This is a genomic window from Streptodolium elevatio (genome assembly GCF_040649515.1).
GTDB lineage: Bacteria > Actinomycetota > Actinomycetes > Streptomycetales > Streptomycetaceae > Yinghuangia > Yinghuangia elevatio.
This window is the reverse complement of sequence record NZ_JBEZFP010000003.1, coordinates 41,192-62,467: the sequence shown is the minus strand read 5'-3', so window position 1 is coordinate 62,467 and position 21,276 is coordinate 41,192. Positions and strand designations below refer to the sequence as shown.

The 21,276-nt window shown below is 71.2% G+C and carries 15 protein-coding genes; 4 read left to right on the top strand and 11 right to left on the bottom strand.

Features of this window, described 5'->3' with window-relative positions:
• Nucleotides 1-119 precede the first annotated feature (119 nt).
• From AB0C36_RS02010 to AB0C36_RS01985, 6 genes are all read right to left on the bottom strand, one after another.
• Entirely contained in the window at nt 120-1,751 is a 1,632-nt protein-coding gene (locus tag AB0C36_RS02010; RefSeq protein WP_358347789.1) for an ABC transporter substrate-binding protein, read from the bottom strand.
• A gap of 117 nt (nt 1,752-1,868) precedes the next feature.
• A complete protein-coding gene (locus tag AB0C36_RS02005) occupies nt 1,869-3,098 on the bottom strand; it encodes an ABC transporter ATP-binding protein (protein ID WP_358347787.1) in 1,230 nt (409 codons plus the stop codon).
• The gene (locus AB0C36_RS02000; protein ID WP_358347988.1) at nt 3,085-4,167 is read right to left on the bottom strand and encodes an ABC transporter ATP-binding protein; all 1,083 of its coding nucleotides are present in this window, start codon (nt 4,165-4,167) and stop codon (nt 3,085-3,087) included. Before AB0C36_RS02000 ends, AB0C36_RS02005 begins: the two co-directional genes overlap by 14 nt.
• Before the next feature lie 11 nt (nt 4,168-4,178).
• Nucleotides 4,179-5,219 carry an ABC transporter permease gene (locus tag AB0C36_RS01995; RefSeq protein WP_358347784.1) on the bottom strand — a complete coding sequence of 347 codons (1,041 nt, stop codon included), beginning with the start codon at nt 5,217-5,219 and terminating at the stop codon, nt 4,179-4,181.
• A gap of 3 nt (nt 5,220-5,222) precedes the next feature.
• Nucleotides 5,223-6,200, bottom strand: a complete 978-nt coding sequence (locus tag AB0C36_RS01990) for an ABC transporter permease (RefSeq protein WP_358347985.1) — start codon at nt 6,198-6,200, stop codon at nt 5,223-5,225.
• 240 nt (nt 6,201-6,440) lie between these two features.
• Nucleotides 6,441-9,113: an outer membrane protein assembly factor BamB family protein gene (locus AB0C36_RS01985; RefSeq protein ID WP_358347782.1), complete on the bottom strand. Its 2,673-nt coding sequence runs from the start codon at nt 9,111-9,113 to the stop codon at nt 6,441-6,443.
• 823 nt (nt 9,114-9,936) lie between these two features.
• Between AB0C36_RS01985 and gyrB the strand changes: the two genes are divergently transcribed.
• The gene (gene gyrB, locus AB0C36_RS01980; protein ID WP_358347984.1) at nt 9,937-11,961 is read left to right on the top strand and encodes a DNA topoisomerase (ATP-hydrolyzing) subunit B; all 2,025 of its coding nucleotides are present in this window, start codon (nt 9,937-9,939) and stop codon (nt 11,959-11,961) included.
• Between the two features lie 195 nt (nt 11,962-12,156).
• On the opposite strand, the gene AB0C36_RS01975 is transcribed toward gyrB, so the two are convergent.
• Complete coding sequence (locus AB0C36_RS01975) at nt 12,157-13,680, bottom strand: MFS transporter (RefSeq protein ID WP_358347780.1); 1,524 nt, start codon at nt 13,678-13,680, stop codon at nt 12,157-12,159.
• Nucleotides 13,681-13,820: 140 nt separating this feature from the next.
• On the opposite strand from AB0C36_RS01975, the gene AB0C36_RS01970 reads away from it, so the two are divergent.
• The gene (locus tag AB0C36_RS01970; RefSeq protein WP_358347778.1) at nt 13,821-14,489 is read left to right on the top strand and encodes a TetR/AcrR family transcriptional regulator; all 669 of its coding nucleotides are present in this window, start codon (nt 13,821-13,823) and stop codon (nt 14,487-14,489) included.
• A 105-nt stretch (nt 14,490-14,594) separates the two neighbouring features.
• On the opposite strand, the gene AB0C36_RS01965 is transcribed toward AB0C36_RS01970, so the two are convergent.
• Complete coding sequence (locus tag AB0C36_RS01965; RefSeq protein WP_358347776.1) at nt 14,595-15,311, bottom strand: DUF305 domain-containing protein; 717 nt, start codon at nt 15,309-15,311, stop codon at nt 14,595-14,597.
• 116 nt (nt 15,312-15,427) lie between these two features.
• Complete coding sequence (locus AB0C36_RS01960; protein WP_358347774.1) at nt 15,428-15,838, bottom strand: DUF6153 family protein; 411 nt, start codon at nt 15,836-15,838, stop codon at nt 15,428-15,430.
• 461 nt (nt 15,839-16,299) lie between these two features.
• On the opposite strand from AB0C36_RS01960, the gene casG reads away from it, so the two are divergent.
• A complete protein-coding gene (gene casG / locus AB0C36_RS01955) occupies nt 16,300-18,012 on the top strand; it encodes a steroid-24-oyl-CoA synthetase (RefSeq protein ID WP_358347773.1) in 1,713 nt (570 codons plus the stop codon).
• Between the two features lie 74 nt (nt 18,013-18,086).
• Here casG and AB0C36_RS01950 read toward each other — a convergent pair whose 3' ends face one another.
• Entirely contained in the window at nt 18,087-18,917 is an 831-nt protein-coding gene (locus tag AB0C36_RS01950; protein WP_358347771.1) for an MgtC/SapB family protein, read from the bottom strand.
• Between the two features lie 77 nt (nt 18,918-18,994).
• Between AB0C36_RS01950 and AB0C36_RS01945 the strand changes: the two genes are divergently transcribed.
• On the top strand, nt 18,995-19,741 hold the full coding sequence (locus AB0C36_RS01945; RefSeq protein WP_358347769.1) for an HAD family hydrolase: 747 nt from the start codon (nt 18,995-18,997) through the stop codon (nt 19,739-19,741).
• Nucleotides 19,742-19,938: 197 nt separating this feature from the next.
• Here the strand turns inward: AB0C36_RS01945 and dapD are convergent, their stop codons facing one another.
• The gene (gene dapD / locus AB0C36_RS01940) at nt 19,939-20,931 is read right to left on the bottom strand and encodes a 2,3,4,5-tetrahydropyridine-2,6-dicarboxylate N-succinyltransferase (protein ID WP_358347766.1); all 993 of its coding nucleotides are present in this window, start codon (nt 20,929-20,931) and stop codon (nt 19,939-19,941) included.
• Between the last annotated feature and the right edge of the window lie 345 nt (nt 20,932-21,276).

Sequence of the window (21,276 nt, the reverse complement as noted above, 5' to 3'; positions counted from 1 at the left end):
AGCCCGGGCACGCCGCTCGCGGCCCGCACAGACGGCGAACGGCCGGTCGGGACCCTCCAAGGTCCCGGCCGGCCGTTCCGGTGCGCGGCGGCGGCCCCTGCGCGCCGCCGTGCACGTCCCTACTTGGCCTTCGGCTCCAGCGAGGTGGCCACGAGGACCGAGCCGGGGCCGATGGGCGTGGCCGTGGCGTACGGGTTCCCGGCGTCGGGCCAGCCGACCACCTTGCGGGTGTTGTACTCGGCCCACGCGACGAAGTTGAACAGCGGGATCACCGGGACCTGTTCGACCATGATGTCCTGGATGCCGTCCAAGGCGGCCTGCTGGGCGGCCGGGTCCTGCGTCGCGGCGTACTGTTGCAGGAGCTGGTCGGTCCTGGTGTCCTTCCACCGGACCTGGTTCGCGAACGCCGGCTTGCCGATGTCCTGCGTCAGGTAGCCGGCGAGCGTGCGCTCGTAGGCGTGGAACGGCGTGAACGCCCCGGTCAGCGGTCCGACGGTGGAGGCGTCGAAGTTCCCCACGAACTGGTTCGCGATGAACTCGCTGGTCGCCTTGGTCTCGACCTTGACCTCGATGCCGATCTGCTTCAGCTGGTCCGTCATCACCTGGTACATCGTGATGATGTCGGTGAACCCCGACGAGGTGAGCAGGGTCATCGTGAACCGCTTGCCGTCCGGGCCGACGGCATATCCGTCGCCGCCGATGCGGTAACCGGCCTTCTCCATCAGCGCCTTGGCCGCGGGGATGTCCTGCTTGAGCGTCACGCCTTTGTACTTTGCGGCGACGAACCTCTCGTGCTGCGGGAATACGAGGCCGGTCGGAGTCGTGTTGGCCGGCTGCTGGTTCTGCTCGGCGACCTCGACGAGCTTCTCGCGGTCGAGGGCGAGGCTGATCGCCTTGCGCACGTCGGTGTTCTGGTATTGCGGCTTCGTCAGGTTCATCCCCAGGAACGTCGGCGCGACCGGCGGGAACCAGTACTTGTTGTTGGCCGGATCCTTGGCGACGTATTCCTTCTCGATGTTGTTGACGAAGTTCGCCGCCCAGTCCAACTCGCCTTGCGCCAAGGCGAGGTTCGCACTCACGTTGGAGTTGTAGACGACGTACCGCAGACCGTCGATCTTGGGTTTCCCGGCCTGCCAGTAACCCGGGTTCTTCTTCAGCAGATAGCCCTGCGGCGACCACGTGTCGAGCATGAACGGCCCGGTGCCCACCGGGTTCTCGTTGGTGAAGGCGGCCGGGTCGGGCACCGCCTCCCAGATGTGCTTCGGCACGATGTACGTCGCACCGATGAACGCCTCCTGGGTGAAACCGGGCACCGGGAAGGTGAGGACGACCTTGTCCGGGCCTTCGGCGCGCGCCGGGCCGAGGGCGAGGCCGTACACGTTCATCGCCGGGTTCTTCTGCAGCATGTTGAAGGTGAACACGACGTCCTCGGCGCTGAACGGCCGCCCGTCGCTCCACTTGACGCCGCTCTGCAGGTCGAGCGTCAGCTCCTTGCCGTCGGCCGAGTACTTCCACGACTTGGCCAGCCAGGGCGTGGTCTTGCCGACTTCGACGGCGCTCGGGATGAACAGCGGCTCGTTGATCATCGAGACGCCGCCGATGAGGTTCATCGGACCCGTCGTCAGGAACGGGTTGAAGTTGCGCTGCAACGGACCCGTGGGAGCGCCCGCCACGTTCAGGATCGTCGAACCCGACGAACTGCTCTCGTCACTGCACGCGGCGGTGGTCGCCGCGAGGGCGAGCGCCGTCACGCCCACGAGGGTCCGGACCACGGCCCGGGAGCGGCGTATGCCGCCGAACCCCGCGAAACCGCCTGTCCCGCCTGCTCCGCCGAGCCTGCCTGGCCTGCCGAATCTGAGCACGAGCACTCACCGCCGTCCGGTCGTCATCGGGTGCTGGTCCTGCTGGTCGTGCCGTTCCTGCTCCGGGGCGTGCAGCCAGCACGCGGCCCAGTGCTCCTCGCCGCCGACGGCCCCCGTACCGCCGACGGCCCCCGTCCCCCCTGCGCCCCCCGCGGCCCCCGCCCCGGGCGCGGACCCCGTCCCGGCCGCGGCCGCGGAACCGGTGGCTTTCGCGGGGAACTTGGGCGGCTCCTTCTCCGCGCACACCGGCATCGCCAGCGGGCAGCGCGGGTGGAAGCGGCATCCGGTGGGCGGATCGGCGAGGTCGGGTGCCTCGCCGAGGCGTTCGCCCCGTGCGCCGGCCAACGAGCCCCGGCGGTCCGGATCGGGTGCCGAGTCGATGAGCAGGCGCGTGTACGGGTGCGCCGGCTCCTGGGTGACCGCCTCGGCGGGGCCGCCCTCGACCAGGCGCCCCGCGTACATCACCTGGACGCTGTCGGCGAAGTACCGGGCCGACGCGATGTCGTGGGTGATGTAGAGCAGCGCGAGCCCGTCGTCGTGGCCGAGCCCCTGCAGCAGGTTGAGCACGCCGAGGCGGATCGACACGTCGAGCATCGACACCGGTTCGTCGGCGAGGATCACCTCGGGGCGTACCGCGAGCGCGCGGGCGATCGAGACGCGCTGCCGCTGCCCGCCGGACAGTTCGTGCGGGCGTTTGCGGGCGAACTGTTCCGCGGGGGTCAAGCTGACACGTTCCAGCAGTGCCAGCACCTCGTCGTGCAGTTCCGCCTTGGTGCGCCGCGGGCCGTGCAGTCGGAGCGGCCGGGCGATGTGGTGCTCGACCGTGTGGATCGGGTTCAGGGACGCGAACGGGTCCTGGAAGATCATCTGGACCTGGCCGAGGTAGTCCCGGAACGCCCGGCCCCGCGGCTTGCCCACCGGCCGGCCGTCGAGCCGCAACTCGCCCTTCGTGGGCGCCTCGAGGCGTGCCAGCACCCGGGCGATCGTCGACTTGCCCGAGCCCGACTCGCCGACCACCGCGGTGATCCGCCCCCGGTGCAGCGCGATCGACACGTCGTCGACCGCGTGCACCACGCGGCGCGGGCCGATGAGCCCGTCGCGCCCGGTGTGCCGGACCGGGTAGTGGCGGGAGATGTCGCGGGCCTCCAGGACCGGCCCGCTCGGGGAGGGGCCTGTTCCGGATGCGGTGCCCGGCTGTCCGTCCAGTTGCGGGGTGTTCCGCTCAGGGGTTGTCATCGGCGCTCCCGTTCGGATCGTCCAGGTGGCACGCGACCAGGCGCTCGGGATCGTCCGGGGGAACCCGCAGCAGCGGAACGTCCCGCGTGCAGCGGTCGAACGCGTGGCCGCAGCGCGGCGAGAACGCGCAACCGGGCGGCAGCGAGCGCAGGTCCGGGGGCGAGCCCCCGATACCCGTCAGTTCGCGGCGTGGCCCGCGCAGCGGCGGGAAGGACCCCACGAGCCCCTTGGTATAGGGGTGTTGGGGGTCGTGGTAGATCTCGTAGGCGGGCGCCGACTCGACGAGGCGCCCCGCGTACATGATCGCGACCCGGTCGGCCACTTCGAGCAGCAGCGACAGGTCGTGCGTGATGAACAGCACGGCGAACCCGAACTCCTCGCGCAGCCGCACGAGTTCCGCGAGGACATCGCGCTGCACCACGACGTCCAGCGCGGTGGTCGGCTCGTCGAGCACCAGCACGTCGGGGTCAAGGGCCAGCGCCATCGCGATCATCACGCGCTGCCGCATGCCGCCCGAGAGTTCGTGCGGGTAGGCCCGCATCCGTGCCGCCGGCACCCCCACGGTCGTCAGCAACTGCGCCGCCCGCTCCCGGCATTCGGCTTTCGTGATGCCCGGCCGGTGGGCGCGCAGGGTGTCGCTGATCTGGGCGACCACATTGTGCACCGGATTGAGCGCGTTCATCGCGCTCTGGAAGACGATCGCGATCTCCTCCCAGCGGAACGCCCGGAGTTCGGCGCGGTTCATGGCGAGTACGTCGACCGGAGCCGACACGTGTCCGCCGGCCGCGGCGCCCTCCTTGGCTCGGCGGTGGTAGAGGACCTGGCCGCCGGTGATCGCCCCCGGCGGCCGCAGCAGCCTGGTGACCGCATGGGCGAGCGTCGACTTGCCCGACCCGGACTCCCCGGCCAGACCGAGGGTTTCGGACCGGTGCAGGGTGATGTCCACGTTGTCGACCGCGTGCACGGCCCCCGGACCCTCGCCGTAGTCGACGGTGAGGCCCCGGATCTCCAGCAGGGGTTCGCGCCCGAGAGCCGGGCGGTCGGCCGGTGCCGCGGATGCGGCGGTGATCTCGGTCGCGGTCACGGCGTCGGTTCCTTTCCTGCGGAGGCGGGCACCGGCGCGTCGCCCCGGGCCGGCGGGACGGGCCCGTCGGCCCCGGCCGCCGCACCGGTCGCGGCGCCGAGAACGGGGCCGGCGGCGTGGCGGCGGCGCTTGCGCTCGCGCTTGGCCACCGGGGACAGGCGCGGGTTCATGAGTTCGTCCGCACCGAAGTTGACGAGCGAGAGGCTGGCGCCCACGAGTGCGATGCACAGCCCGGGCGGGATGTACCACCACCACGCGCCGGTGGTGAAGGCGCTGGAGTTCTGCGCCCAGTAGAGCGTCGTGCCCCAGCTCCACGTGCCGCCGAGGTCGCCGAGGCCCAGGAACGACAGGCTGGCCTCGGTGAGGATGGCGAAGATGAACGTGAAGAGGAAGCCGGAGATGATGATCGCGCCGAGGTTCGGCACCAGTTCGACGGTGACGATGCGCCACGGGCGTTCACCGATCGCCTTCGCGGCCTTGATGTAGTCGCGGTTGCGCAGCGAAAGGGTCTGGGCGCGTTGCAGGCGGGCGCCGAAGGCCCATCCGGTGACGCTGATGACCACGGCGATCGGGAACCACCCGCCGCCTTCCAGGTATCCGGTCAGCACGATGGTCAGCGGGAGTGCCGGGATGACCAGGAAGATGTTGGTCAGCATCGACAGGGTGTCGTCCACCCAGCCGCCGACATAGCCCGCGGTGACACCGATGAGGATGGCCAGGGCGGTCGCGAAGGTTGCCGCGACCAGCCCGACGAGCATCGACGTACGCGCGCCCTCCAGCACTTGCGACAGGATGTCCTGCCCCGACTGCGTGGTCCCCAACAGGTGTTCCCCGGACGGGGATTGCAGGATTGGGCCGCCTGTCTTCGACGGGTCGTGCGGGGCGATCCACGGGCCGATGACGGCCAGGAGCACGAACGTCCCGAAGATGACCAGTCCGGCGACCGCCTTGCCGGAGCGCAGCAGCGGGATGCCGCGGCGGGCCCGTGCGGGGGCCGGCTGCGTCTCCGCGGTCGCGAGGGTGGCCGTTGCCGCCATGGGTCAGGCCTCCTGTCGGATGCGCGGATCGAGGACCACGTAGCAGAGGTCCACGATGAGGTTGGCGAACAGCACCATGAGGGTGATGATCAGGAAGATCCCCTGCATCAGCGGGTAGTCGTTGTTGAGCACCGCGTTGAAGAGCAGGAACCCGATGCCGGGGTACGAGAAGACGGTCTCGGTGACGATCGACCCGCTCACGATGAAGCCGAGCGACATCGCGAAGCCGGAGATGTTCGGCAGGAGGGCGTTGCGGGCCGCGTACGCGAGCATCACGCGCCGGGTGCGCAGCCCCTTGGCCTCCGCGACCAGGACGTAGTCTTCCGAGATGGTCGTCAGCATCATGTTGCGCATGCCGAGCAGCCATCCGGCGATGGAGCTGACGATGATCGTGAAGGCCGGGAGCACCGAGTGGCTGAGCGCGCTGGAGATGAACTCCGCGCTCCAGCCCACCTGGAGCTCGGGCCGGTAGCCGCCGGTGATCGGGAACATCCCCATCTCGACGCCGAGGACGCTGAGTGCGACCAGGGCGATCCAGAAGTACGGGACGGCGGACAGGAACGTTGTGAGCGGCAGCAGCGCGTCCAGCCGCGAGCCGCGCTTCCAGGCGGCGAGGACGCCGAGGAAGGTGCCCAGCACGAAGCTGATCAGCGTCGCGACGCCGATGAGGATGACGGTCCACCACACCCCCTGGCCGATCACCTCGCTGACGTCGCCGGGGAAGTACGAGACGGAGACGCCGAGATCGCCAGAGAGCAGGTCCTTCCAATAGGTCCCGTACTGGGACAGCAGACTTGCGTCGCTCACCCCCAACTGGGCTTTCACGGCGTCGATTTGCTCTTGGGACACCGAGCCCTGGAAACGGGAGAGGACAGTGTTCTCGGGACTCCCCGGCATGAGCCGGGGAATGAGGAAGTTCATCGTGATCGCCGCCCACGCGGTCACCGCGTAGAAGCCGATACGTCGGAACAGGAAGCGCACCTGGGTCACCACCGACCTTGGGTTCACGGGCCTGCCGGACTCCGGTGCGCAGACTGTACGACTGTTACTTAGCGATAGGTAGGTTTGTGATGCGACCGTGACACGAACGATCACCGGACGCATTCCGGCCCCGGTGAACAGTTGTTCACCGGGGCCGAAGCGACCTGCGCCGATGGCGCTGTGATCATGAACTCGCTGAGATAACCGGTCAGTTGCCTATCGGGCTTTGTGGGACGGCACTCAATTGCCGCGCGCGGTACGCGGCGCCCCGCCGGTGGCCGCGTCCATCACGTACAGGTGCCGGTCCGTGCTGCCGACGAAGACCAGTCCGTCCGCCACGATCGGCGAGGTGACGCGTCCGCCGGTCTGGAACTTCCAGCGCGGCTCACCGCTCGTGCCGACCGCCACGATCGAGTGGTCGCTGCTGCCCGCGAACACCGTGTCGCCCGCGACGACCGGCGAGGTCACCCAGCCGTCGGTGTTGTAACGCCACACGCACCGCTGGGTGTTGACGTCGATCGCGTACAGCCCGCCGTCGCCGCTGCCGAAGAACGACATGCCGGCCGCGGCCGCGGGCTGGGCGACCGGACCGTTGGCGGCGAACCATCCGCGCAGTGTCCCCGCCGCGGCGTCCAGCAGGTAGAGGTAGTGGTCGGTGCTGCCGATGTGCACGATGCCGCCCGACACGGTCGGCGCCGACACCCAGCCGCCGGTCTGGTAGCGCCAGCGGGCCCAGCCGGTCGCGGCGTCCACGGCGTAGACGCAGCGGTCGCTGCTGCCGAAGTAGACCGTGCCGTCGACCACCGTCGGCGACGTCGCCCAGCCGCTGGTCTGGTGCCGCCAGCGGCACCGGCCGGTCGCGGCCTCGACGGCGTACACGGCGTTGTCGCTGCTGCCGAAGTAGACCGTGCCGTTCGCGACGACCGGAGCGGCCACCACCTCGCCGCCCGTCGGGAAGCTCCACCGCCACTGACGGCTCGTCAACTCCAGGGCGTACAGGTGGTTGTCCTGGCTGCTGAGGTACATCATGTCGCCCTCGACCGCGGGCGGATGCGACCAACCGCTGCTGTCGAACCGCCATTCCCGCGTGGCCAGGTGCAGCGTGTGCAGGCCGTTGTCCTTGCTGTGCACGTGGACGCGCGAGGTACGCGCACCGCCCGCCCGCACCGGCGGTGCCACGATCTCCGCCGTCGCGGCGAACCGCCACGGCTGGGACGTCGGGGCCTCCATGGGTCCGGTCGGCGTGCGCGGGGTCGGCGGGTGCTGGCGCGGCGCGTCGTCCGCACCGGCGACGTACGTCGGTGCGGCGGGCGGCGGCCCCTTGCGGAAGGCCAGTTCGGTCGGCAGCGCCGCCACCGGCGACCCCGACGGGGCCGAACCCCCGGCCCCGTGCTGCTGGTTCGCGGGAGGCTGGGGCTGCGGTCGGCCGGACTGGTCGTACGGTGACCCCTGGCCCGGGTACTGCCGATCCTGCTGCTGCCCGCCCGGACCCGACTGGCCGGGCGGCGGGCCGTACGGCGGCGGCTGTCCGTGCGGCTGGGGCTGCCCCTGCGGCTGCCCGTGGGGCTGTCCGTGCTGCTGGGGACGCGGCTGCGGCGGCGGGAACGACGAGCCGCCGCCCGGGTTCTGCGGGCGCGGCACCGGCGGCGGACCGACGGGCGGTCGCGGCGGGGACTGCTGCCCGTGCGCGGCCTGTCCGCCGTGCTGCGCATGCTGCTCGTGCCGGCCGTGCTGGGCCGCGTGCGGCTGCGGCTGCGGTTGGGGCTGGTGCCCGTGCTGCTGCCCGGGCCCCTGCGGGCCGTCCGGCGTGGTCGGCGCCGGGCCCGGCCGGTCGGCTGCGTGGTCGGAGCGGCGCCCGCCGTCGTCGCGCGGCGGCGGCTCCTCGCGCACCTGGGCCGGGAGCTTGCCCCAGTCGTCGTCGCTGATCCGGCCCGGGGCTTCCTCGTCCGGCACGTCCGGGGCCGGCTGCGGCTCGGGGACCGGCGGGGTGCGCGCGCCGGCCGGGCGGTACTGCCGCTCGAACCGCTCCACCATCGCGGCGGCGGCCTCGGGCAGTCGGCTGTCCCCGGTGTAGCCGCTCTCCGAGTCGAGCAGCGGAGCCACCGAGGTCAGGAGCGCGGTCGGCGAGGGGCGGTGTTCGGGGGAGCGCTGCATGCACGAGTTGATGAGGTCGTGCAGCTCGTCCGGCAGCCCCGTCAGGTCGGCGGAGCCCGTCACCAGGCGCAGCAGCGCCTCGGCGGGCTTGCGGTCCGGGTAGGGGGAGTGCGCGGTCGCCGCGTACACGAGGGTCGCGCCGAGCGAGAACATGTCGCTGGCCGGCGTGATGTCGCGTACGCCCTGGGCTTGTTCGGGCGACATGTAGGCGGGGGTGCCGACGGCTACGCCGGTCATCGTCAGCGAGCCGAAGTCGGCCGCGCGCGAGATGCCGAAGTCGATCACCTTGGGGCCGTCGCTGGCCACCAGCACGTTGGACGGCTTGAGGTCGCGGTGCACCAGGCCGGCCGCGTGCACCGACTCCAGCGCCTCGGCGATGCCGGCGGCCAGCCAGCGCACCGCGCTCGCCGGGAGCGGACCGCACGAGCGGACCAATGTCTCCAACGAGGGGGCCGGGACGTACGCGGTCGCGAGCCACGGCACGGCGGCGTCCGGGTCGGCGTTGACGACGGCGGCGGTGAACACGCCGCTCACCCGTCGGGCCGCGGCCACCTCCTGCGCGAAGCGCGCCCGGAAGCCGGGGTCGCCGCCCAGTTCGGAGCGGATCGTCTTGATCGCGACCAGCCGGCCGAACGGTGAACGGCCCAGGTAGATCCGGCCCATGCCGCCCGCCCCCAGGCGGCCGAGAACCGTGTAGGGCCCGATGCGGGTCGGGTCGCCTTTGGCCAGAGGTTCACCCGGCCACTCGTGTTCCGCCACAATCCCCCCGAATTCTCCCCCACCACCGCCCATCATCCCCGCCGGTTCCTCGCTGCGACAGACCTGGCGTCGGCCCGTGCGGCCGACGCGAGCGCAGCCACCCGGGGACGCAGATCGCCGCGTCCGGAATCCCCCTGCTGCCTGAGGCAGAGTACCGGCCCGGGGACGCGCGCGCCCACGGTGTTCCCCCTCCGCGGCAGGTGTCGCGGAACCTTCACAGCGTTGAGACGCGTGCGGGATGAACCGGGTTCCACGATGCCGCGGTCCGCTCACGAGTCGAGGGAGCACCCTCATTCCACGGGCCGTCCGTCGGACGGGTGTTCGCCGCTCGGGCCGCGAGCGGGCCTGAAGCGGCACGACACGCGTGCGGGGAGAGCCGCCCGAAGAAAGTGCCGGTAGCGCTCCGCGGCAGGGCATCGGGAAAGTCGCTGCGTGACCCACCAGAGCATTTTTCGGGGTCCATGTATAGGGGGGATCAACCATGGGGGAGAACGGCGATCCTGGAGGCATTCAGACATCCTCCTGACCCGAAGGCAAGGGGCATCTTCGGTATCCTGGAAGGAGTTTCGGCGGCCACTGGTCCCGACCCCTGAGGCCTCGGGGGTCCTCTTTGTGTTGTCCGTGTGTTGCCCGTGTGCTGCCGCATCACGTTCCCGCCAGTTGTCCGGCCGCTCCCGCACCGAGGTGCCGGAGTGCGGTCCGCCATGCCCGAAAGAGAGCATCTGTGACCACTTACGGCACCCGCACCGACGCCGACACCGACACCGACGCCGACACCGACGCCGGCACCGATCCCGATGCCGGCGCTGACATCGGCACGGGCATCGACACCGACGCCCTTGGATCCGAGCGGACCGGCCGTGCCGGGTCAGCGGCCTACGACGCCAACGCGATCACCGTCCTGGACGGACTCCGCGCCGTACGCAAGCGGCCCGGGATGTTCATCGGTTCCACGGGCGAGCGGGGACTGCACCATCTCGTGCAGGAACTCGTGGACAACTCCGTGGACGAGGCGCTGGCCGGGGTGGCCGACCGGATCGACGTGACCGTCCTGGCCGACGGCGGGGTACGGGTGGTCGACAACGGCCGCGGCATCCCGGTCGGCATGCACCCGGTGGAGAAACGGCCGGCCGTCGAGGTCGTCCTGACCGTCCTGCACGCGGGCGGGAAGTTCGGCGGCGGGGGCTATGCGGTCTCCGGCGGTTTGCACGGCGTGGGCCTGTCGGTGGTCAACGCCCTGTCGACCCGGTTGTCGGCGGAGATCCGGACCGACGGCCACCGGTGGACGCAGGACTACAAGGACGGCACCCCCGTTGCCCCGCTCGCCCGTCGCGAAGCAACCTCCCGCACGGGCACGTCGCTGACCTTCTGGGCGGACCCGGCGATCTTCGAGACCACCAACTACTCCTTCGAGACGCTGGCCCGACGCTTCCAGGAGATGGCGTTCCTCAACCGGGGGCTCACCCTGACCCTGACCGACGAACGGCCCTCCGCGCGTGCCACGTCCGCGGCCGACCGGGCCGGCCGGACCACCGCCGGGGAGCAGCCGGCGCGGACGGTCTCGTACCGCTATGACGGCGGCATCACCGACTTCGTCGCCTACCTCAACGCGCGCAAGGGCGAGTTGGTGCACCCCTCGGTGATCTCCTTCGGCGCCGAGGCGGCCGGGCGGCTGCTGTCGGTCGAGGTCGCGTTGCAGTGGAACAGCCAGTACGCCGACAGCGTCTACTCGTACGCCAACGCCATCCACACGCACGAGGGCGGCACACACGAGGAGGGCTTCCGCACGGCGCTGACCAACGTCGTCAACCGCTACGCGCGGGAGCGGAAGCTGCTGCGGGACAAGGACGCCAACCTCGCCGGCGAGGACATCCGCGAGGGCCTGGCCGCGATCATCTCGGTCAAGCTCGGCGAGCCGCAGTTCGAGGGCCAGACCAAGACCAAGCTCGGCAACACCGAGGCCCGGACCTTCGTGCACAAGGTCGTGCACGAGCACCTGGCCGACTGGTTCGACCGCAATCCGAACGAGGCCGCCGACATCGTCCGCAAGGCCGTCCAGGCTGCCACGGCCCGGGTCGCGGCCCGCAAGGTGCGCGACCTGACCCGTCGGAAGGGCCTGCTGGAATCCGCGGCGCTGCCGGGCAAGCTGGCCGACTGCCAGTCGAACGACCCCGCGCGGTCGGAGATCTTCATCGTCGAGGGCGACTCCGCGGGCGGCTCGGCGAAGTCCGGCCGCAACCCGCGGTACCAGGCGATCCTGCCGATCCGCGGCAAGATCCTCAACGTCGAGAAGGCCAGGATCGACAAGATCCTCCACAACCAGGAGATCCAGGCGATCATCTCCGCGCTCGGCGCGGGCGTGCACGAGGACTTCGACATCGCCCGGCTGCGCTATCACAAGATCATCTTGATGGCGGACGCCGACGTCGACGGCCAGCACATCAACACCCTGCTGCTGACCTTCCTCTTCCGCTTCATGCGGCCGCTGGTCGAGGGAGGCCACGTCTACCTCTCCCGCCCGCCGCTCTACAAGATCAAGTGGGCCCGGGAGCACGTCGAATACGCCTACTCCGACCGCGAGCGCACGATGCTCGTCGAACGGGGCCGGCAGGCCGGGCGCCGCGTGACCGACGACTCCGTCCAGCGCTTCAAGGGCCTGGGCGAGATGAACGCCGAGGAACTGCGCGTGACCACGATGGACGTGGACCACCGGGTCCTGGGCCGGGTCACCCTCGACGACGCGGCCGTCGCCGACGACCTGTTCTCCGTCCTGATGGGCGAGGACGTCGAAGCACGCCGCCACTTCATCCAGCGCAATGCCAAGGACGTCCGCTTCCTCGACATCTGACCTGCCGTCACCGGGCGGGCCCGGCCCGGGCCCCCGCCCGGGAACGACGAAGGGCCGGGTGGCGGAAGATCCACCACCCGGCCCGGGCATCCGGTCGGCCACCCGAGGCCGCGCGCCGGGTGCGTACCGTGCGCGCGGCCGGACGGCCGGTGCCTTGCCGTCAACTCCCGTCGACCGCCGTCAACTCCCGTCGACTCAGTGGGTCACGGCACTCGGGTCCACGACGACGTCCTCGCGGCGGATGCGCACGAGGGCGAAGGCGATCAGCGCCGACGCGAACAACATGATCGACGCGGCCAGGATCGCGGCGGTCCAGCCCGCCGTCATGGCGTGCGCCTGCACCGCGGGGGTGACCTCGCCGGCCTTGGACACCTGGTCCTTGAGGTCGTCCTTGAGCGCCTGCGTGGAGATGGTCGCCAGGACCGCGAGGCCGATCGTGCCGCCGATCTGCTGCGTCACGTTCAGCACCGCAGAGCCGATGCCGGCGTCCTCGGGCGCGATACCCGCGGTCGCCGTCGTCATGATCGACACGAACACCGCGCCCATGCCCATGCCCATCAGGAGCACGCCCGGGAGGATGCCGGTCCAATACGTCGAGTCCGTCTCCAGGAACGACAGCCACAGCAGGCCGATGCCCGCGATGAGCGGTCCGACGATCAGGAACGGGCGCGGACCCTTGGTGGTGATCAGGCGCGACGTGATCTGCGCGGACGTTATGACGCCGACGGTCAGCGGCAGGTACGCGGTACCCGCGAGCACCGGCGACAGGTCGAGCAGCGAGTCCTCCTGCATGAACAGCGTCAGGAAGAAGAAGGTGCTCATCATGCCCGCGCCCGCGAGCATCATCACCAGGTAGCCGCCGGTCCGCGTCTTGTTGAGGAACAGCCGCAGCGGCAGCAGCGGTTCGCGGGTGCGCAGTTCGATCGCGAGGAACCCCGCGATGAACACGGCGGCCAGGACGAAGGCGGTGAGCGTCACCGAGTCGGTCCAGCTCTTTTCGGCGGCCCGGATGAAGCCGTACACCAGGGCCGACACACCCACGGTCGAGGTGACCGCGCCGGGGATGTCGAAGCGGCCCAGCCCGCGGCCGGAGTCGACGACGACGTCCGCCGGGAACACGCGCGGGATGGCCAGGGCGAGCGCCACGCCGATCGGCACGTTGACGAACATGACCCAGCGCCAGTTGGCGTACTCGGTCAGGAAGCCGCCGGCCAGCAGGCCGACCGCGGCGCCCATGCCGGACACGGCCGCGTACACGCCGAGCGCCTTGTTGCGTTCGGCGCCTTCCTTGAACGTGGTGGTGACCAGCGACAGCACCGCCGGCGCGGTCATCGCGCCGCCGACGCCCTGGAGGGCGCGGGCCGCCAGCAGCGTCGCCTCGTTCTGCGCGAAGCCGCCGAGGAGACTGGCCAGCGTGAAGACCAGCAGGCCGTAGATGAAGATCTTGCGACGGCCGACCAGGTCGCCGAGCCGCCCGCCGAGCAGCAGCAGGCCGCCGAACGTGAGCGTGTAGGCGTTCATCACCCAGGTCAGCGAGGCCTCGGAGAAGCCGAGCGCCTCTCGGATGTCCGGAAGGGCGATGTTCACGATCGTGGCGTCGAGCACGATCATGAGCTGCGCACCCGCAAGGACGGCCAGCGCGAGGCCCGGATGTACCTTCCGGCCCGGCGCTGCGGGGGATGCCGTGGTGGCGGCCACCTCTGGGGGTGCCGTTGACATGCTGCTACCTCACAGGATTCCGGTGTTCAGGTGGTTCAGGGTGTCGGAATTAGAGGACGGTTCCGTACTTTCAACACAGTAGGCAACGCACTTAGAGAACGCAAACGTTTTCTGTACGATGGAATCCGGAGGGCAGACGGATGACCGAAGTACAGGCTGTGCCGGCCGACGTCCGTGTGGACGTACCGAAGGGCGCGATCCACGACGTCGCCGCCGGGGTCGGCTGCGACCACCGCCGCTTCCCGCGTCGGCGCGGTCAGGTGCTGGCACGTGCAATCAGCGTGGCGGTGGTCGAGGAACTGGCCGAACGCGGCTACGACGCCTTGACGTTCGAGGGCGTCGCCGCCCGGGCCGGGACCGGCAAGTCGACGCTGTACCGCCGGTGGGCGGACAAGCCGTCGATGATCGTGGACTGCCTCGCGGACGCGCTTCCGTCGCCGGAGAAGCACGAGCTCGTCGGGGATCTGCGCGAGGACCTGCTCAGCGTCATGTACTCGTACGCGGTCGGCTGCACCGGTCCGTTGGGCATCGCACTCCGCGCGGTCTGCGGAGGCGCGAGCGGATGCGTCGAGCTGAGGCGCCTCTGGAAGGAGCGCGCCGTCGACCCGGCCATCGGCCTCCTGCGTCAGGTCGTCCAGGGCGCGATCGGGCGCGGCGAGGCGCGGGCGGGGGCCGACGCGTACGAGTGCCTGATCGCCGGACCGGCCATGATCGGGCAGCTCTACATGGCCAACGACACCGCGCCCACGCGCGAGGACGTCACGCGCATGGTCGACAACGTGCTGATCCCGATGCTGGAACCGCGCTGAGACGTTTCCTCAGGCCGCCTCCGCAGGGCGGCGACATCGGCGGCAGTCGTGTGAGGTTGGGGCGGTCCGGCACGTGTTGCGTACCGGACCGCCCCTGCTCTCCCGTCAGTGGTGTCCGCCGGTCGCGGCCGCCGGGGCGGAAGCCGGTGACGAGGCCGGGCCGGACGTGCCGCCGGACGCGCCACCCGGCGCCCCCGGACGCGCGGTCAGCAGCCGCTGCATCTCCTGGACCTCCGCCGCCTGCGACGACTTGATCGCCTCCGCCAGCTTGCGGGCCTCCGGGTTCACGCCCTTGGCCAACTCCTCCTCGGCCATCGCGATCGCGCCGTTGTGGTGCACGATCATCATCTCCAGGAACTGCCGGTCGAGTTCGGCGCCGGCCGCGGCGCGGAACCGGTCCATGTCGGCGTCCGACATCATGCCGTCACCGCCGGACCCGTGGTCCATGCCGCCGGACGCGTCGGCCGGTTTGCCCCATGCGGCGAGCCAGCCCTCCATGAGCGCGATCTCGGGGGCCTGCGCCGCCTCGATCGCGGTCGCCAGGCGGCGTACGTCGGCGTCGGCCGTCTTGGCGAGCACGACCTTCGCCATCTCCACGGCCTGCTCGTGGTGCGGGATCATCATCTGCGCGAACATCACGTCGGCGTCGTTGAACCCGCCCTGGGACGCGCCCGGCGCGGCCGCGGGGGCGGAACCCGAGCCCGAGCCGCCCTTGGCGTGGTCCATGCCGTCCGTGTCGTCGCCTCCGCAGGCGACCAGGACGAGGGCGCCCGAGAGGGCGATCGCGGACAGTGACAGGGTGCGCGTGGTACGGCGCTTCATACGTATATCTCCCGAAACTCTTCGGTGTTCGCCGCGCCGCGGATCAACTGCCGCACGCGCGGCGGCGGACAGGCCGGTACGTGGGCGGGCGTGCTCGCCCGCCGACGCGCGTCGGCCTATATCCGCAGCACTGCGAGTCGGGAGAGGTCGGGAGGTCTCGGCGGCGGCAGCCCCGAGACGAGGCGGCCCCAGGCGCCGCGCGCGGACCGTACGTGCTCGCGCGCCCGGCGGCGTACCGCGAACCACGTGACGGCCAGTACGAACGCGGCCAGAGCGACGGCAAGGCACAGCGACATCGGATCCGTGCCGCCGCCGTGCCGCGCGGGCATGTCGTGTTCGCCGCTGCCGAAGCTCGCACCGGGGGAGGGGCAGTGCCCGTCAGGACAGACCGCCGCACTCGGATGCGTCGCCTCGGCGCCGGAAGCGGCCCGCGCCTCCGGTGGATGCCCGATCGTGTGCATCCCGGTGGTGCCGAGCAGGATCAGCGCGAAGAGGAGGAGACGGCACAGTGTCGACGCAATGCGCATCCGCCCGCTCCCTCCTCGAACTCCCGCGTGGCATGACCTGAGCCGCCGCCCGATCTCCCGACGTAGCCTACCGGGGCAGGGTATGCCAACGCCGCTGAGCCGCTGAGCCGCTGAGCCGCTGAGCCGCTGAGGAGTCGGGGGCGGGTATCGGAGGGTGGGGAATCGAGCCATGCTGGATGCCCTCGAAATTGTTCGGGCTACGGCGGCGCGGGTGTCGCGGCGGCCTCCAGGTGCGCGTCGGGGGCGGCGTGGGGCGAGGCGGTTGATCTGACGATGCGTCAGGCGGGACTTGGGTGGGCGCCGCTCGGCGTGGCGGCAAAAGGGGGTGACTGCGGGGACGCGTACGCGGTCTCCGGGCATGCAACACGTGCCAACCTGCGGGGATGCGGCCGGGTCGGTGTGGCCTGTTCGCACACCGCGACCACTTGACTGACTCGGTCAAGCATTCCTAGGGTCCGCATATGGCGATCTCCACCCCCGGTTCCGTTCCCGCACCGGCGTCCTCCGCATCCGGCTCGGCCGCCGACCCGATGGCCGCGCTGACCGCTCCCGGTTCCCCCTTCGAACTGGCCGAGGAGGACGTCCTCGGCGTCACCATGCGGGTGCTCGCGCACCGGCGGCGGTCGCTCGCGTCCTTCGTCGCCGACTCGGCGGCCTTCGGCGACCGCGAGTACCTCGTGCACGACGACGGGACCCGGTGGACGTACGCCGAGCACGCGCGAGCGGTGGCCTCCGTCGCCTGCGCACTGCGCGAGCGCTACGGCGTCGGACCCGGCGACCGGGTGGCGCTCCTGTCCAACAACCGCCCCGAATGGCTCGTCACCTTCTGGGCCACGGTGGCCCTCGGCGCCGTCGCCGTCGGCATGAACGGCTGGTGGGCGGGCGACGAGATCCGCTACGGCCTCGCCGACTGCGAGCCGAAGGTGCTCGTCGCCGACCGGCGCCGGCTCGAGCGCCTGCCGGAACCGCCGGTGCCCGTCGTCGAGATGGAGAGCGGGTTCGCCGACCTGGTCGGCTACGCCCCGGACGCCGAACTCCCGGCCGGCCCCGACGACGAGGACGCCGCCGCGGTCATTCTCTACACCTCCGGCACCACCGGCCGCCCCAAGGGCGCCGTCCTGACCCACCGCAACGTCATCGCCATGCAGAACGTGCAGGCGCTGCTCGCCGCGCGCGGCATCGCCCACCTGCCCGAGGAGCGCCGCGCCGCCGCCGCGCGGCCCGGGCGCTGGCTGGTCAACAGCCCGTTCTTCCACGTGTCGGGGCTGCTCGCCGGTGCCGTGGCGGCGCTCGCCGACGGCCACACGATGGTGCTCTACAGCGGCCGCTTCGACGTGCCCTCGGTGCTCGCCACGATCGAGCGCGAACGCTGCACCAATTGGTCCCTCGTGCCCACCGTCGGCTGGCGGGTCGTGAACCACCCCGACTCCGGCGCGTTCGACCTGTCGTCGGTCACCCGGCTCGGCGGCGGCAGCGCGTCGTTCGCACCTGAGCTGATCACCCGTCTTCAGCAGGTCTTTCCGCACGCCAAGGGTGCGATGGGCGTCGGCTACGGCCTGACCGAGAGCGGGGGCGTGGCCACCTCCGCCGGGGCCGCGCAACTGGAGTCGATGCCGGGCGCGATCGGCGCCGCGGTGCCCACCGTGCAGGTCGAGGTGCACGGCGAGGACGGGCAGCGCCTCGCGGACGGCGAGGAGGGCGAGATCTGGATCCGCAGCCCTCTCGTCATGCTGGAGTACTGGCGCAACGCCGAGGCCACCGCCAAGTCGATCACCCCCGACCGCTGGCTGCGCACCGGTGACCTGGGGTACGCGCGCGACGGCCAGTTCTTCATGGCGACGCGCCGCTCCGACCTGATCCTGCGCGGCGGCGAGAACATCTACCCGGCGGAGATCGAGCATTGCCTCGACGCACACCCGGACGTCGCGGAGTCGGTGGTGGTCGGCGTACCGCACCACGACCTCGGTGAGGAGGCGAAGGCCATCGTGGTGCCCCGCCCGGGGGCGGAGCTGGAGTCGGAGGCGCTGGCCGCGTACGTGCGCGAACGCCTCGCGTACTACAAGGTGCCCACGCACTGGGAGATCCGCACGACCCCGCTGCCGCGCACGCCGACCGGCAAGGTGATCCGGGCGGTCGCCACCGGCGCCAAGGCCGCGGACCTCGTCGAGGAGTAGGCCAGGAGTAGGAGTAGGCAACTGGCGGCGGGGAGCGTCCGCGGCGGCCGGGAGAGTATCCGGGGAGTAGCCGGCTACTCGGTCGCGTCCGAGCGCACTCCGAGCGACACCGCGCGCATGTCGTCCAGTTCGGACAGCTCCTCGACCAGCGGATGCGCAGGGCCGGTGCCCTCCAAGCGCAGGAGCACGGCGGTGGCGGCACCGCCGCCGTGCTCCGTCCCGTCGTCCTGGTCGTCCTCCTCGCCGGACCTGCGGTAGCCGCCGCCGGCGTGCTCCGGCTGCCAGTCGGTGCCGCCGGGTTCGGTGCGCACGTCGGTGACCTGGAAACCGTGCTGCGTGCAGATGGCCAGCGCGCGGCCGAGCACGCCGCGCCTCTGGACGTAGCGCAGCCGCAACTCGATTGCGCCGTACGCGGTGTCCGGCAGGATCCGCGCGGTCAGCACCGGCATGCCCCGCAGGATGACGAAGTAGAGGAGCGTCGCCCCGCCCGCGAGCAGCGGCAGGCCGCCGCCGCACGCCATCCCGATCGCGCACGCGAACCAGATCGTCGCGGCCGTGGTGAGGCCGCGCACGATGTCGCGCTTGACGAAGATCAGCCCGCCGCCGATGAAGCCGATCCCCGACACGATCTGGGCGGCGACGCGCGACGGGTCCAACGAGACTCCGGGCAGTCCCTCAGTGGCGCCGAAGCCGTGGATCGACACCTCCATGAACAGCGCGCTGCCCACTCCGACAAGGGTGTGGGTCCGCATCCCGGCGCTCTTCTGCCGTGCCTCGCGCTCCCAGCCCAGGAGCGACGTGAGCACCAGCGCGAAGCCCAGCTCCGCGAACTGCCGGGCGCCCTGGCCGTTGTCGATGCCGAACAACGACGGTGTGGCGGCGAACTCGCTGATATAAGGTGCCATTCACACATTTTGCTCATTCACCGTGTTGCGGACGGAGAACCCTCGCCACGGCATCCGGAGGAAACTACGCTGGCGCCGTGGCAGACGGACAAGCGGGGAACGCGGCCGGGCCGGTCCTGGTGCTGTGGGACATCGACCAGACGCTGGTCAAGGCGGGACCCGCGAGCCGGGAGGCGTACGCCGACGCGCTCCTCGCCGTCACCGGGCGACCGCTCACCGAGCGCGTCGACTTCGGCGGGCGGACCGATCTGCACATCGCGCGCGAGACGCTGCGCGCGCACGGGCTGCTGCCGACCGACGACCTGATCACGCGCCTGAACGAGACCTTCGCCGAGATCTTCGCGGCGCGGGCCGACCAGGTGCGGCGCGAGGGCGTTGCGCTGCCGGGTGCGGTGGCGCTGATCGGCGCGCTGGCGGAACTCCCGTACGTGCACCAGAGCGTGCTGACCGGCAATCAGGCGGCAACCGCACCGGTGAAGTTGGCCCTGCTCGGTGCCGCCGCGCGGCACCTGCGGCTCGACATCGGCGCGTACGGCGACGACCACGAGGACCGCGACAAGCTCGTGCCGCTGGCGCTCGGGCGTGCGGCGGCTGCCACCGGCGGCGGGTTCGCCGCCGACCGGACCGTGCTGATCGGCGACACCGTCCGCGACGTCGAGGCCGCGCTGCACAACGGGGCGAGGTGCGTCGCGGTCGCCACCGGGTACACGACGGCGGACGAACTGGCCCGCGCGGGGGCGGACATCGTCCTGGCCGACCTGACCGATGTGGAAGCGGTGCTCGACGTGGTCAGGTCGCTCGGCCGCGCCGAGTCGGCCGCCTGATCCCCGAGCCGCGGTTCGTGAACCGCTGTTCGTGAACCGCTGTTCGTGAACCGCTGTTCGTGAACCGCTGTTCGTGAACCGCTGTTCGTGAACCGCCGTTTGTAAACGGCCGTTTGTAAACGGCCGGACGGTCCGACACGAGGGGGCGGGGCACGGACAAACGCCGTATCCCGCCCCTCGTGCGCGACGGTGTGACCTCAGTCGTTCTTGTGCAGGTCCTCGTTCAGCGCGCCCCACGACTCGGTGCGCCAGATGCCCTCGACCGCGCCGCTCGTCGAGTTGCGGCGCAGCAGCAGGCCGCTGCGGCCGGACAGTTCGGCGGCCTTGACGACCGCGCCGTCGGGCATGGTGACGCGCGTGCCGGCGGTGACGTACAGCCCCGCCTCGACCACGCAGTCGTCGCCCAGCGAGATGCCGATGCCCGCGTTGGCGCCCAGCAGGCACCGCTCGCCGACCGAGATGACCTGCTTGCCGCCGCCGGACAGGGTGCCCATGATCGACGCGCCGCCGCCGATGTCGCTGTGGTCGCCCACCACGACACCCGCGCTGATGCGGCCCTCGACCATCGACGCGCCGAGCGTTCCGGCGTTGAAGTTGCAGAAGCCCTCGTGCATCACGGTGGTGCCGGACGCGAGGTGCGCGCCGAGGCGTACGCGCGTGGTGTCGGCGATGCGGACGCCCGACGGGACGACGTACTCCGTCATGCGCGGGAACTTGTCGACGCCCGTCACCTCGAACGACACCCGGGCGGCACGGGCGCGCAGCCGCGCGGCCGAGACGCCGTCGACCGCGACCGGCCCGAGGTTGGTCCACGCCACGTTGGCGAGCAGGCCGAACAGCCCGTCGAGGCTCGCCCCGTGCGGGCGTACCAGGCGGTGGCTGAGCAGGTGCAGGCGCAGGTACGCGTCGTGGGTGTCGACCGGCGCGTCGGTGAGCGAGCCGATCACGGTGCGTACGGCGACGACCTCGACGCCGCGGATCTCGTCGGCACCGAGGCCCGCCGCGACGTCGGCGCCGAGGGCGGCCACCGCCTCGTCGGCGCTCAGCCGCACGGTCTCGGCCTTTTCGCCGACCGGGGCGAGCTCGGGCGCGGGGAACCAGGTGTCCAGGACGGTGCCGTCGGCGGCCAGCGTCGCCAGTCCCGCGGCGACGGCACCCGAAGCGGTGGAAGCAGAAGAGGTCTCGATCACGCGGCCTACGTTACCGGGACCCTCCTGCCGGGGGCCGGAACGCCCGCCAGATGGACGCCGGCCGACCCGCCGCGCGAGACGCCGCGCAAGAGGTCACGGGCAAGGCACGGGACAGGTCACGGGACCAGGCACGGAACAGGGCATGGGACAAGTCACGGGACAAGTCATAGGACGAGTCACACCGCGAGCCCCAGCGAAGCACAACCGAACGCCTGCCGGCCGCACAGTCGGCAAAGAGTAGAGGGTCGCCTCCACTGCGCCGACCGTCGCAGGTCCGGCACGCTGAGCTACACGAGCGCAGGCACGCTCGGCGTGGTCCCGCCGACCGGGGGAAGGCCGAAGGGC